The sequence below is a fragment of the Alcanivorax borkumensis SK2 genome (genome assembly GCF_000009365.1).
In the GTDB taxonomy this organism is placed as follows: Bacteria; Pseudomonadota; Gammaproteobacteria; order Pseudomonadales; family Alcanivoracaceae; genus Alcanivorax; species Alcanivorax borkumensis.
In genome coordinates, this window is record NC_008260.1 from 877,870 (window position 1) to 890,557 (window position 12,688).

At 54.5% G+C, this 12,688-nt stretch carries 12 protein-coding genes; 8 read left to right on the forward strand and 4 right to left on the reverse strand.

What is annotated here, in order from left to right; translation table 11 throughout:
* The first annotated feature begins 256 nt into the window (after positions 1-256).
* From purL to ABO_RS04065, 3 genes are all read left to right on the forward strand, one after another.
* Positions 257-4,162 carry a phosphoribosylformylglycinamidine synthase gene (gene purL / locus ABO_RS04055; protein WP_011588069.1) on the forward strand — a complete coding sequence of 1,302 codons (3,906 nt, stop codon included), beginning with the start codon at positions 257-259 and terminating at the stop codon, positions 4,160-4,162.
* Positions 4,163-4,560: 398 nt separating this feature from the next.
* A complete protein-coding gene (locus ABO_RS04060; RefSeq protein ID WP_011588070.1) occupies positions 4,561-5,253 on the forward strand; it encodes a PaaI family thioesterase in 693 nt (230 codons plus the stop codon).
* A gap of 100 nt (positions 5,254-5,353) precedes the next feature.
* Positions 5,354-5,689: an NIF3 1 gene (locus tag ABO_RS04065; RefSeq protein ID WP_011588071.1), complete on the forward strand. Its 336-nt coding sequence runs from the start codon at positions 5,354-5,356 to the stop codon at positions 5,687-5,689.
* 17 nt (positions 5,690-5,706) lie between these two features.
* On the opposite strand, the gene ABO_RS04070 is transcribed toward ABO_RS04065, so the two are convergent.
* Positions 5,707-6,264, reverse strand: a complete 558-nt coding sequence (locus tag ABO_RS04070; protein ID WP_011588072.1) for an NUDIX hydrolase — start codon at positions 6,262-6,264, stop codon at positions 5,707-5,709.
* 338 nt (positions 6,265-6,602) lie between these two features.
* Here ABO_RS04070 and ABO_RS04075 point away from each other — a divergent pair, with 338 nt between their 5' ends.
* On the forward strand, positions 6,603-7,265 hold the full coding sequence (locus tag ABO_RS04075) for a helix-turn-helix transcriptional regulator (RefSeq protein ID WP_231483483.1): 663 nt from the start codon (positions 6,603-6,605) through the stop codon (positions 7,263-7,265).
* Between the two features lie 71 nt (positions 7,266-7,336).
* On the opposite strand, the gene ABO_RS04080 is transcribed toward ABO_RS04075, so the two are convergent.
* The gene (locus tag ABO_RS04080) at positions 7,337-7,615 is read right to left on the reverse strand and encodes a hypothetical protein (protein WP_035460802.1); all 279 of its coding nucleotides are present in this window, start codon (positions 7,613-7,615) and stop codon (positions 7,337-7,339) included.
* Positions 7,616-7,969: 354 nt separating this feature from the next.
* On the opposite strand from ABO_RS04080, the gene ABO_RS04085 reads away from it, so the two are divergent.
* Genes ABO_RS04085 through rssA form a run of 4 tightly spaced genes read left to right on the forward strand, consistent with a single transcriptional unit; the run spans position 7,970 to position 10,241 of the window.
* The gene (locus tag ABO_RS04085) at positions 7,970-8,542 is read left to right on the forward strand and encodes a CoA pyrophosphatase (RefSeq protein WP_035460800.1); all 573 of its coding nucleotides are present in this window, start codon (positions 7,970-7,972) and stop codon (positions 8,540-8,542) included.
* 34 nt (positions 8,543-8,576) lie between these two features.
* Positions 8,577-9,113 (forward strand): gamma carbonic anhydrase family protein, encoded by a 537-nt coding sequence (locus ABO_RS04090; protein ID WP_011588076.1) that lies wholly within the window; start codon positions 8,577-8,579, stop codon positions 9,111-9,113.
* Positions 9,106-9,315, forward strand: a complete 210-nt coding sequence (locus ABO_RS04095; RefSeq protein WP_011588077.1) for a DUF1289 domain-containing protein — start codon at positions 9,106-9,108, stop codon at positions 9,313-9,315. The genes ABO_RS04090 and ABO_RS04095 overlap by 8 nt, the downstream gene beginning before the upstream one ends.
* Positions 9,312-10,241 (forward strand): patatin-like phospholipase RssA, encoded by a 930-nt coding sequence (rssA, locus tag ABO_RS04100; protein ID WP_011588078.1) that lies wholly within the window; start codon positions 9,312-9,314, stop codon positions 10,239-10,241. The genes ABO_RS04095 and rssA overlap by 4 nt, the downstream gene beginning before the upstream one ends.
* 79 nt (positions 10,242-10,320) lie before the next feature.
* Here rssA and ABO_RS04105 read toward each other — a convergent pair whose 3' ends face one another.
* Together ABO_RS04105 and ABO_RS04110 are read right to left on the reverse strand one after the other, a co-directional pair.
* Positions 10,321-11,583, reverse strand: coding sequence for an HlyC/CorC family transporter (locus ABO_RS04105; RefSeq protein WP_011588079.1), 1,263 nt, complete (start codon positions 11,581-11,583; stop codon positions 10,321-10,323).
* A gap of 175 nt (positions 11,584-11,758) precedes the next feature.
* Positions 11,759-12,559, reverse strand: a complete 801-nt coding sequence (locus tag ABO_RS04110) for a cytochrome C assembly family protein (RefSeq protein ID WP_011588080.1) — start codon at positions 12,557-12,559, stop codon at positions 11,759-11,761.
* Positions 12,560-12,688 lie beyond the last annotated feature (129 nt).

Here is a 12,688-nt window from a genome sequence, read left to right on the forward strand (position 1 = left end):
ACAATTGCTCTTTTTTTGCACAATTTTAGAGGTTAACAGGTGAGCATTAAATTGTATATCGTGGGCTGTGTGTGGGCGATTCGTCCATGCTTGATAGCAGAGTAAGAGCGAGCAAGAAGTATACTGCCTTGCGCTGCAATTGGGCGGCTTGAGAGGCTGCGAGCGGCGAGCAAATCCCGTATCATTGCCAGCCTAAATAAATGCCTTGAACATCTGGCACCCCTCAATCCCCATTGGTAATCATATAAGGCGCACTATGCTGATCCTCTCCGGAAGCCCGGCCCTGTCCGCATTTCGTAAGGAAAAACTGCTCGAGTCCTTGAATGGCGTATCGGCCTTGTCGGCGCGCTATGTGCATTTTGTGGAGTTGTCGATGCCGCTCAATGCTGCACAACACCAGGTGCTGGAAGGTTTGCTTGAGTATGGCCCCAGTGTTGAAGAAGCCCAGGTTGAGGGGCAGCGTTTTGTGGTGGTGCCGCGCCCAGGCACCATTTCGCCTTGGTCTTCCAAGGCAACGGATATTTGTCATAACGCTGGCCTTACTCAGGTGGAGCGCATTGAGCGCGGGATTGAGTATCGACTGGACGGTGAAGGTGATCGAGATACTCTGGCTGCCGCCCTACATGACAGAATGGTAGAAGTGGTGCTGCCCGAGCTGGATGCCGCCGTCACCTTGTTTACCCATCACCAGCCACGGGAATTGACGACCGTGGATATTCTTGGCGGGGGCCGGGCGGCGCTGGAAACCGCCAATGGTGAGTTGGGGCTGGCGCTGGCTGCGGATGAGGTTGAATACTTGGTGGAGCAGTTTATTGCGTTGGGGCGTAACCCGTCCGATGCGGAACTGATGATGTTTGCCCAAGCCAATTCCGAGCACTGCCGCCACAAGATTTTCAATGCGGATTGGACTATTGACGGTGAAGAGCAAGATCTGAGCCTATTCGGGATGATCCGTAATACCTACAAGCATTCACCAGATGGGGTGCTGAGCGCTTACAGCGATAATTCCTCGGTGGTGGCCGGCCCGGTGGCAGACCGCTTTTTCCCGGTGCCGGGCAGCCAGCAGTATCAGTTCGTCAACGAACCGGTACATATGTTGATGAAGGTAGAGACTCACAATCATCCCACGGCGATTGCACCGCATCCGGGGGCGGCCACCGGCTCTGGCGGTGAAATCCGTGATGAGGGAGCGACAGGTCGTGGCTCTAAGCCCAAAGCTGGCCTAAACGGTTTTTCCGTGTCCAACTTGAATATTCCCGGTTTTGGTCAGCCCTGGGAGCAACCGTACGGCAAACCTGGGCGTATTGCCTCAGCGCTGGATATCATGATCGAAGGGCCGGTTGGTGCGGCGGCCTTTAATAATGAATTTGGCCGTCCGAACCTGTGTGGTTATTTCCGCACCCTGGAAATCAGTGCTCCGGGCGTTAACGGTGATGAGGTGCGCGGCTACCACAAGCCAATTATGATCGCCGGTGGCCTAGGTAACATTCGCGACGGCCATGTGGAAAAGAATCCCATTCCCGCCGGTGCCAAGATTATTGTGTTGGGTGGCCCGGCCATGTTGATCGGGCTGGGGGGAGGGGCGGCGAGCTCCATGGCCTCGGGGCAGTCTGCGGAAGCGCTAGATTTTGCCTCGGTGCAACGTGAGAACCCGGAAATCGAACGGCGGGTGCAGGAAGTGATCGATCGTTGCTGGGCTCAAGGGGACGATAACCCGATTGTGTCCATTCACGATGTGGGCGCTGGCGGTTTGTCCAACGCCTTGCCTGAACTGGTACACGACCATGATATGGGTGCCAAGCTGGAGTTGCGCAAGGTGCCCAGTTCTGAGCCCGGTATGAGCCCGGTAGAGATTTGGTGTAATGAGGCTCAGGAGCGGTATGTGTTGGCGGTGATGCCAGAAGACGTGCCCGGCTTCGACGCCATCTGCCAGCGTGAACGCGCACCCTATGCGGTACTGGGTGAGGCGACGGATGAAGAGCACTTGACCGTCAGCGATGAACATTTTGGCAAGGCGCCGGTGGATCTGCCCATGGATCTGCTGTTCGGCAAGCCGCCGAAAATGCTGCGCAGCTTCGAGCGCGAAGACTTTGTGCGCCAGTCGTTCAGCACCGAAGCTATTGACCTCAAGGATGCCAGTGAGCGGGTCTTACGCTTGCCGTCTGTGGCCTCCAAGAGCTTCTTGATCACCATCGGGGATCGCTCCATTACCGGGCTGGTGCACCGTGATCAAATGGTTGGCCCTTGGCAGGTGCCGGTGGCTGATTGTGCGGTAACCGCGACCGGTTTTAATCCCAACGCAGAGGGCAAAAGCACTGGCGAGGCCATGGCCATGGGGGAGCGTACCCCAGTGGCATTGGTGGATGCGGCGGCGTCTGGTCGTATGGCGGTGGCCGAATCAATCACCAATATTGCCGGTGCACACCTGGGCGACCTGGGCCAGATTAGTATGTCGGCCAACTGGATGGCAGCGGCGGGCCACCCTGGTGAAGACCAGGCCTTGTTTGATGCGGTGAAAGCGGTGGGTATGGATCTATGCCCGCAGCTGGGCATTGCCATTCCGGTGGGTAAGGACTCGCTATCCATGCGTACGGTGTGGAACGACAAGGGCATCGATAAAAGTGTGACTGCGCCCATGTCGCTAGTGATTTCTGCATTTTCCACGGTCACCGATATCGACCTGACGGTGACCCCGGAACTGAAAACTGGCGTGGAGAGTGAGTTGCTGCTGTTGGATCTGGGCCGTGGCCAGAATCGTATGGCTGGCTCTGCTCTCGCACAAGTGTACGGCAAGGTCGGTGACATTGCCCCGGACTTGGATGATGCCAAAGACCTGATTGCCTTTTTCGAAGTGACTCAACAGTTGCTGGCTGAGCGCAAACTGCTGGCTTACCATGATCGTTCCGACGGCGGCCTGTTCACCACACTGGTGGAAATGGCGTTCGCTGCTCGTACAGGTTTGGATATCACCTTGGATCATCTGGCTGGTGATACGCCGGAAGCCATTGCGGCCCTGTTTAGCGAAGAGTTGGGCGCCGTGCTGCAGGTTGAAAAAGCCCAGGCTGACGCGGTGATAGCGCGCTATGCGGAAGCCGGGCTGGGCCAGTGTGTTCATTGTCTAGGCCAACCGGATGGCGACGATGTTATCCGTCTGCGCTTGGGCGGCGGTACTTTACTGGAAACCCCGCGCCGGGAGTTGCAGCGTATCTGGGCAGAAACCAGCTACCAGATTCAGTCTTTGAGGGATAACCCGGATTGTGCTCGCCAGGAATTCGATGCCATTGCGTATAGCAATGGCCCGGGCCTGAACGTGCGGCTGACCTTCGATATGACGGAAAACCCTGCAGCCCCGTTTATTGGCTCTGCCTCCATCAATACTGGCAGCAAACCGCAAATGGCCATCCTGCGCGAGCAGGGCGTTAATGGTCAGACGGAAATGGCTGCAGCGTTTGATCGTGTGGGCTTCTCCGCCGTTGATGTGCACATGAGTGATTTGCTCGAAGGCCGTGTGAAGCTGGATGATTTCAAGGGCTTGGTGGCCTGTGGCGGTTTCTCCTACGGCGATGTGCTAGGTGCTGGCGGAGGCTGGGCCAAGACGGTGCTTTATAACGAAGAGATGCGTGAAGCTTTTAATCGTTTCTTCTTCCGTGAAGACACCTTTGCGCTTGGGGTTTGTAATGGCTGCCAGATGCTGTCGCATTTGAAAGATTTGATTCCCGGTGCTGAGCACTGGCCGCGTTTTGTGCGCAACCTGTCAGAGCAGTTCGAGGCGCGCACATCCCTCGTGGAAGTGCAGGACTCTCCCTCCATTCTGCTGCAAGGCATGGCCGGTACGCGAATTCCCATTGCGGTAGCCCATGGGGAAGGTCGTGTGGAGCTGGCGGACGATGCATTGAATCGCAATCTCGAGCAGCGGCTGGTGAGCCTGCGTTACGTGGATGGCTTGGGGAATCCGGCGCAACAATACCCGGCCAACCCCAATGGTTCGCCACAGGGTGTGACCGGTTTTACCACCACTGACGGCCGCGTCACTATTATGATGCCGCATCCCGAGCGGGTGTTCCGTGTGCTGCAAAATAGCTGGATTCCGGATGACTGGCGCGGCCACGAAAATGGCCCCTGGTTGCGGATGTTTGCCAACGCCCGGAAATGGGTAGGATGAAAATCGGTTAAAAAGCTAAAGTGAAAAGAGTAGAAGGCGGAAACGGGGTGACCCTTTCCGCCTTTTTTATGTTCTGTTCGGGCCTTGAGCCAGTCCCTGTCTCCGCTCAGAATCAAGCGATGGTTTGATGGCGTGTTGCCGTCAGTTTCCCGTAGCCTCAGCCCGTTGTATTTCCATGCCTGAAAAAAATCTTTGGGGCCAGGGAGCGGCAAGAGGCCTACAAAACCGGGCCTGTGCCCAGCGATTTTGTCAGTGCCGCCGTATCAGTGCGGCTAGGCGCAGCTGGCCGAGCGTTTGATCCGTGCACAGGCGGGTATAACTATCTTGGCTGGCATGGCGATATCCAGGCCGTCCACGCGCAAGGCATTTGGCTGATGCCTAAGAGTTTGGGGTAACGTATGACGAAAACCACCTATCATTTTCGAGATATTCGTGTGGCGGAAACGCCTGAGCCTTCCTCTCGTGCTCAGCTGCATCGTCAGCTGGGGCAGGAGCTCGCGGGCCTTAATGAACAGGTGCTACGCCTGGATGCATCGCAGGCCAAGTTGCAGGATTACATTGCTCAGGTGCAACTATTGCGACAGGCATTGCAGCAGGAAGGGCAGCGCGATTACAACCAGATTCTGCAGCGCATGCTGACCGGGGAAGCAAGTGGCGATGATGTGACCGATCTGGTGGATTTTGAAATCCTTACTGGTAAGGCGTCACCGCTTTCGCCGCCGTTGGAATTGTGGCTGGATGGCGACTGCGTGCGCGGGCGGGCCACCTTCGGTTCGGTGTTTCAGGGACCTCCAGGACGGGTGCACGGTGGCGTGCTGGCACTGGCATTGGATATGTTGATGGCCAAGACGCAGGATTATGTTCGCCAGCTCGGCATGACCGGTACTCTCAATATTCGCTATCTGGCGGCTACTCCGTTGAACACGCCAGTGGATTTTGAGGCCCGGTTGGTTTCTTTAGAGCGCCGTAAATTACGCTGCGAAGGCAGTGTATGGGTGAATGGTGTGCAGTCAGTGTCGGCAGAAGGTGTCTGGATTTCGGCCCAAGGTGAATATGAGTTGAAACCGGAGTGTGGTGAGTTGAAAGTGTAAAACTGGAACCCGTGTTGGCGCGTAAGTTGCGCGGCATTGATTGCCGTTTGTGCTTGGGGCGCCGTTTGGCGTAACCAATGATAATCGCGAGGAGGCCACAATGGAGGAGCTGCATTACAAGCTGTGTTTCTATGTGCCCGCTAGCCATGTTGAGCAGGTGAAAACTGCCATATTCGAGGCGGGAGCAGGGCACTTGGGCGATTATGACTGTTGCAGCTTCCAGACTTTGGGGCAGGGGCAATTTCGCCCCTTGCCAGGGAGTAAGCCTTTTTTAGGTGAGCAGGATCAGGTGGAAGTAGTGGAAGAATACCGGGTGGAAACGCTTTGCCTTGAGTCGTGTCTGCAAGCGGTGATTAGCGCCCTGCGTCTGTCTCACCCCTACGAAGAGCCTGCCATTGACTTGTGGAAACTGGAGAGGTTGCCCGGCATACACTGAGTGTGGCCGGTGTTGTGTCACTCCTCTTGGGGGCGGCGTTTGAGCGGCTGGATGTCTTGGGTGCGAACCGGAAAATCGTTGCGCTCTAGGTCGTCGATATAAAACCGCAAGGTGCGGCCGATGGTGGGAAACGCCAGTTCATCCCAAGGGATGTCATCCAGGGAAAAGAGGCCGGCGTCACTGCTTTCTTCCCCGACGCCGTATTTACCGTCTTCCACGTCACCAAGAAAGAAAACATACACCTGATTGATATGCGGCAAATTGAAAACTGTATACAAGTCGCCAATGGCTACCGTGGCGCAGGCTTCCTCCCACGTTTCCCTGGCCGCACCCTCCTGCAGCGTTTCTCCATTTTCCATGTAGCCAGCCGGTAGCGTCCAATAGCCTTTGCGTGGCTCAATGGCGCGCTTGCAGAGCAGCACTTTACCTTCCCATATGGGCACTGCACCCACCACGATCTTGGGGTTCTGATAATGGATCGTCTCGCAATCCGGGCACCAGTAGCGGGGGCGGTTATCCCCTTCAGGGATACTGAACTGCAGGTTGGGATTGCCGCAATGGCTACAGAATTTCATGAAAAACTCACAATGAGGGGGGGGTTAACGCCCCGGAAGATATCGCCTCAACGCAGACCATTCATTTGGGGTATGAATGATTTGACAATTGCCTGTAGAAAATGAAAGTGGCATTATTTGTGACGTATACCACAAATTTGCAGATATTTAATATATCGCAGATAGAGCCGGTGCTCTTGAAAACGGTGGCCATAGACTAGCGATCTTGGTTAATAGAAGCCAGTCATACGACATTGGCCTGTTTGGTAATGTAGCATGGCGGCGCTTCTTAGCCCCTTGTCTATGCACTTGGGGCTAGGGACATTGATTGGGGAGGGTACATTGATATGGATGTGTCGATGGCGCACAGGACCCGTGACGAGAGTAAAGCCTATCTGGTGGTTTCGCATTGCAACAATCTTGCAATCCGGCTTTTAGCGAAATCAATTGAAAACCAGCGTGGCGTATCCTGCACAGCAATCAGCAGTGAAGATCTTTTCTGTGATCAGATTCAGGATGACTTGGTTCTCATCAATGTGCTGGACTTTTCCACCCCGGAAATCGAAGGGTTGCTTGGTCGTATCCAGGAGCACATGCCGCTGTGTCGGGTAATTCTGGTTAATGCAGATCGAGACGATAATATTTTTTTCTTGCTTAACTGGCCGGTAGTCAAGGGGGTTATCTACCAGCAGGATAGCGACGCGCTTATTTCCAAGGCGTTGGATGAGGTCTGCAAGGGACGTAGCTGGTTCCCGCGCAGTTACATGGATTATCTGGTCCGTCACCGCAAAACCCCGACTCGGTGTGGGCATATCTTTGAAAGCCTCACGAGCCGTGAAAGGCAAATGCTGGACCATGTGGTGCGAGGCATGAGCAACCACGAAATCGCTGATGCTATTTGCCTGAGCACACATACGGTGAAGGCGCATTTGCAAAGCCTGTATCGCAAGGTGGGGGTGAAAAGCCGGGTGGGCGTGATGCGTTGGGTGCATGAAAACCACTTGGAAGAGAGCGGAGAGTAATTCTGCGTGAGAGTCATCTCCCCCCGGCGTGATTGTGTTATTGGCCCCTTTCTGGCAGATCCCGGCATAGTTTAGATCCCAGTACCGTATCGGCTCACCACCGCGAGGTTTTCCCAGCTGAGCTGGATGATGTCGGCCTGGTTGGCGAAATCCTTTTGCTGACATGAGGCGCTAAGGCTTAGCTCCTCCCGTTGAAGAGTGGCGGCGCTCCTTCCCTGCTGGGTAATATCCGCTTTATTTCCCGTGGGTGTTTCATTGAAAAATGAAAGGTCGGTAGCGTTCGCCTGTGCCATCAGAATCAACAAGAGTCCGGCAAGAAAAAGGCGAGCGGTGGCGTCCTCTGTCATCATGTTCATCCCTGATAATTAAACCCCATGCGCCCAGTTTTACGCGACTTTTCCTGCAGTGAAATTCGCCATTGGGGCCGAATTTATCAGCGTTCTACTAGTCGATAGGGTAATAGAAAGCGGAGCGATTGCGCACTTTGGTTAGTCGGTTTTCAGGGAAAATGGCGGGATGCGTATGGTGTAGGGGGGGGGAGAGCCAGTTAGCAGTTAGTTCGTTTGGCGTAAGTCAAAAGTTTACCGTGCCCCAAAAAGGGGGATGGGTTTGTGACCGATGGTCGGCAATGGGCTTTGACAAGGCTTGCTCAGGGCGCCCGGGCTGTTCAAACTAGCGTTTGAATTTGTGAATTGGAGAAGGGTGTGCTTGAGCAGCTCAGGCAGCGTTTGCCGGATTACAGACGCACAGAATTGTCCCTGGCCTTACCTGAGGCCGCTGTTTTAATGCCGTTAGTGGATGTGCCTGACCCCCAGATCATCCTGACGGTTCGCTCCAATTCCATGCCCACTCATGCGGGCGAAGTGGCCTTTCCTGGAGGCAAGCGGGATCCAGGCGACAAAGATTTGTTGATGACCGCTTTGCGAGAAAGCGAAGAAGAAGTTGGGTTGTCACCGGATTATGTGGATGTGCTCGGGCAATTATCTCCCTTGGCGTCCCGTTATGGTATGAAAGTGACGCCCTTTGTGGGCATTGTTCGTCCTGACGTGGAGCTGCAAGCGGAGCCCGGCGAGATTGACACGATTTTTCAGGTTCCCTTGCAGTTTTTCCTGGATGAGATACCAGAGCTTTCCAGTCCTATCGATGTGTTTGGTCGCCAGTTTCGTATTCCCAGCTATTACTATGAAGACAAGCGTATTTGGGGGCTAACCGCCTTCATGATTCTGGACTTGATTAACCATGTTTATGACGCAGGCATTGAGTTCGAAGTGAAATAACCCGCCGCTGGGTATCAGTAAAAAGGGGAAAGGCATGATTTATAAGATTGGTGAGCGTCGCTTAGAGCAACGTGGTGATGGCCACTGGATAGCGGATAACGCCACCGTCATCGGCTCGGTGATCATGGAAGCCAACAGCAGTATTTGGTTCAACGCGGTGCTGCGAGCGGATAACGATGTCATAGAAATTGGTGAGAATACCAATATTCAGGACGGTGCTGTATTGCACGTGGACCCGGGTGTGCCCATGAAACTGGGCAAGGATGTGACGGTGGGGCACAAAGTCATGTTGCATGGCTGTACGGTGGGTAATAACAGCCTGATCGGTATCAATGCGGTGGTGCTCAACAAAGCGGTCATTGGCAATAACTGTATCATTGGCGCGAACTCCCTCGTGCCGGAAGGCATGAAAATTCCCGACAACTCCTTGGTTATGGGGTCACCTGCCAAGGTAGTGAAAGAAATTGGTGAGGGGCATAAGGCTATGTTGACCATGGGCAGCATGCACTATGTGGCCCACGCGAAAGAGTTTGCTCAGCACCTGGAGGTGGACGAGCGGTTCCATGACTGAAAGACAGCTAGTGTCGCCGTGTGTGTCGATTTGCGCATTGGATGAAGATGATATCTGTGTGGGCTGTTTCCGTACCGGTGGAGAGATTTCCATCTGGGGGTTGCTCTCGGATGATGAAAAGCGAGAAGTGTTTCGCCGTATTGATCAGCGCATGAATGGCGAGCCAGCCCCCTGCGTAGTGCGTAAGGAGAACGATAAATGACGACCGAGATGGGTAGCCAAGAGCCTGTCCAGCCTGTTGTCGGCTTGGCGTTAGGCAGTGGCTCGGCCAGGGGGTGGGCACATATTGGCGTTATTCAGGCGCTGGATGAGATCGGCGTTCATCCTCAGGTGGTGGCAGGTACCTCTATTGGCGCCTTGGTGGGCGGCGCTTATGTCACCGGTTCGCTCAACGCCTTTGCCGATTGGGTCGAGTCCCTGACGGTGAAAGATGTATTTGGTTTGCTGGATATCAGCTTTTCCGGAGGTATGGTGAAGGGGGAGAAGCTGTTTAGCTTTTTCCAGAACAACCACGATAATCCCGAAATAGAAACCCTGGATAAGAAGTTGGTCACCGTTGCCACGGACATGGCCAGCGGCCGCGAAGTTTGGATAACCAAAGGGCGCATGTTGGATGCTGCACGGGCTTCTTGTGCTTTGCCTGGCCTGTTTTCTCCGGTGAAGATGCAGGGGCGCTGGATGCTCGATGGCGGTTTGGTTAACCCCGTACCTGTTTCTGCGGCTCGAGCCATGGGTGCAGATGTTGTGATCGCGGTAAACTTGAATGCTCAGCTGGTGGGCGCTCACCTGTCACGGGACACTCGTAGCCAGGCAGAGGGTGAAGAGAGCACCGCTGAAGAGCGCAGCATCTGGCAAAAAATGATGGATTATTTTGCCTCAGGCGATGGTCAGGACCCGGGGTTTTTTGATGTAGTGGCGTCTAGTATCAATATCATGCAGGACCGTATTACCCGCTCGCGTATGGCTGGCGACCCACCAGAGGTGACACTGGTGCCAATGCTGGAAGATTTTGCGCTGATGGACTTCCACCGCGCGAAGGAAGCGATAGCAGAAGGGCGTGCGCTGGTTAAACGCTATGAAGCCGATATTCTCGCTTGGGTGGGTTCGCCGATCGCGGACAGAGTTTGAAGCTGCTGGATAATTGAGGGCTGGCGTTGGCGTTCCGCCTGCGCTTCTCGCACAGTAATCAATTATCCATCCGTAGTGATTAATTAACTTCTGCCCTCCTCGCTCTCACAGCCTTCACCATATTGTCTTTCACTTGCAAGATTTCAATCAGGTACCGGTCGATTCTTACCGAGATGTTGGCGTCGGGAATGTCCTGAAGGTACTCCAGAATCAGGCCGTTCAACGTCTTTGGGCCATCAGTGGGGAGTTCCCATTGCAAGGCGCGGTTAATGTCTCGCAAGGTAGAGGAGCCATCAATCACGTAGCTGCCGTCTTCCTGTGGGTGAATGTCCTGGCTGGTGGCGGCCAGGTCGGTGGTAAATTCGCCGACAATTTCTTCGAGAATATCTTCCAGGGTGACCAGGCCGTGTACGTCTCCGTATTCATCTACGACTATGCCGATGCGGCGCTTGGCATTCTGGAAATTGATTAATTGCTGGTGCAGGGAGGTCGCTTCCGGGACGAAGTAAGGCTCGACGGTGTACTGCATTAGCTCGGCCTTGTTGATTTCCTCCTTGAGCAGTAAACGGCTCAATTTACGCAGGTGTAATAGGCCGATCATATTGTTCGGGTCGCCGTTGAAAACGGGTAAACGAGTGTGCTGACTGGAGCGCAGAGTGGTGAGGATGTCGTGCATGTCATCATCCAGATCGATTCCCACCATCTCGTTACGGGGGACCATAATGTCCTCCACGGTGACAGTTTCCAGATCAAGAATGTTAAGCAACATTTTCTGATGATTTTCTGGGATTAGGCCGCCGGCTTCATTCACCACGGTGCGCAGCTCTTCTGGGCTGAGGTGGTCGTCATCATGCTCGTTGGGGCGAATGCCGCCTAACCGTAGTAGCATGCTGCTAACCCCGTTCACCATCCATACCAGGGGCGCGAGCACAACCTGCAAAGGCTTAAGGATCAGGCTGGCGGGAAAGGCTACCCGCTCTGGGCGCATGGCAGCATAGGTCTTTGGGGTGATTTCCGCGAACACCAACATGATGATGGTGATTACCACCGGGGCCACTGCTGCGCCGCTGTCGCCTAACCAGCGGATGGCCAAAATAGCGGCTACGGTAGCGGCAAAGTTATTGACGAAATTGTTGCCGATCAGAATGACAGACAACAGACGGTCTGTTCGTTTGAGCAGGGTTTCGACCCGTTTGGCCGCTTTTTGACCTTGGCGGGCCAAATGCCGAAGCCGGTAACGATTGATCGCCACCATGCCGGTTTCACTACTAGAAAAAAAAGCAGAAACAAGAATGAGAATAACCAGGGCGCCAATCAGCAACCCGTCAGAGTAGGTATCCAAAGGAAATATCGTTTATCCGCCAGTCGGCCCGCTATTGTTCGGGCCGAGGGGTTGAGGTGTCAAGGAAAGCGGGAGCGAGTTGGAAGTTAAAAGTGGAACCGTGGGCACGGCCTTAGCCCGTTGCTGCGGCCGCCGCCGCACTCTTCCCCTTTGGCGGCACAACTTTTTATCGTTTTCAGCGTTTCAATATGAATTCTAGAACTAGTTGGCTGCCGAAGAAGGCGACTAGCAACATGGCAAAACCGCTAAGAGTGAAGCGAATGGCTGTGTGCCCTCGCCAGCCGCGTAGATGACGACCGCCAAGTAGAATAGCGAACACTACCCAGGATATGAGCGTCAGCACTGTTTTATGCATCAGATGCTGAGCAAATAAATTATCTACGTAAAGGAAGCCGCTGAGTATGGCGATGGTGAGTAGGATTTCGCCCAGCCAAATGGCTTCAAATAACATGGATTCCATGACCTGGATGGGCGGGAATACGCGCATTACCCCCCGGATGTGGCCATTTTTAAGCTGCCGATCCTGCACCCAAAGCAGAATCGACTGGCACGCGGCTAAGGCCAGTATTGCGTAAGCAATAATGGAAAGCAGCACGTGGGCGCCAAGCCCGTGGGTTAGTGGGTGAGCGGTATAGCCCGTGTTTACCCATAGCATGGCGGGAATGGTAGCCGCCGCAAACGGGTAGACGAGAGCGGATATCCACTCGAAAGGACGATACAGGCTAGACGTAAGCACCACGGCGGCACCCGTCACGGCTGTGGCGGAGGCAATGGGGAACAACCCTAGCTGCAGCCCTTCGTCGGTGATCATCACCTGCCAAAGACTGGCTCCATGGGCAATCACGGCCAATGTGCCGGGGATCAGGATGCTGGCCCGGGATGGCACGGTCTTGCCGCGAAATTGTCGATACAGGATCAGGCAGGCGGTGAGATACAAAATAAACGCCGCGAAGCCGGTGATCACGGAAAAGTTCATAAGCCGTTGTTATCCGAAGTAGGCGCCCGGGTATAAAATTCCGGGCCAAGCCCGCTGAAGTCTGGCATAGGCGCCAGTTGTCTATCAACAATCATTCTCATTTTGTGTTCGGATGAGTGTGTTACGGTC

What these genes read in the sequence shown, in the direction of transcription:
- purL (WP_011588069.1), top strand. Translation starts at nt 257, where the DNA reads ATGCTGATCCTCTCCGGAAGCCCGGCCCTGTCCGCATTTCGTAAGGAA.
- ABO_RS04060 (WP_011588070.1), top strand. Translation starts at nt 4,561, where the DNA reads ATGACGAAAACCACCTATCATTTTCGAGATATTCGTGTGGCGGAAACG.
- ABO_RS04065 (WP_011588071.1), top strand. Translation starts at nt 5,354, where the DNA reads ATGGAGGAGCTGCATTACAAGCTGTGTTTCTATGTGCCCGCTAGCCAT.
- ABO_RS04070 (WP_011588072.1), bottom strand. Translation starts at nt 6,264, where the DNA reads ATGAAATTCTGTAGCCATTGCGGCAATCCCAACCTGCAGTTCAGTATC.
- ABO_RS04075 (WP_231483483.1), top strand. Translation starts at nt 6,603, where the DNA reads ATGGCGCACAGGACCCGTGACGAGAGTAAAGCCTATCTGGTGGTTTCG.
- ABO_RS04080 (WP_035460802.1), bottom strand. Translation starts at nt 7,615, where the DNA reads ATGATGACAGAGGACGCCACCGCTCGCCTTTTTCTTGCCGGACTCTTG.
- ABO_RS04090 (WP_011588076.1), top strand. Translation starts at nt 8,577, where the DNA reads ATGATTTATAAGATTGGTGAGCGTCGCTTAGAGCAACGTGGTGATGGC.
- ABO_RS04095 (WP_011588077.1), top strand. Translation starts at nt 9,106, where the DNA reads ATGACTGAAAGACAGCTAGTGTCGCCGTGTGTGTCGATTTGCGCATTG.
- rssA (WP_011588078.1), top strand. Translation starts at nt 9,312, where the DNA reads ATGACGACCGAGATGGGTAGCCAAGAGCCTGTCCAGCCTGTTGTCGGC.
- ABO_RS04110 (WP_011588080.1), bottom strand. Translation starts at nt 12,559, where the DNA reads ATGAACTTTTCCGTGATCACCGGCTTCGCGGCGTTTATTTTGTATCTC.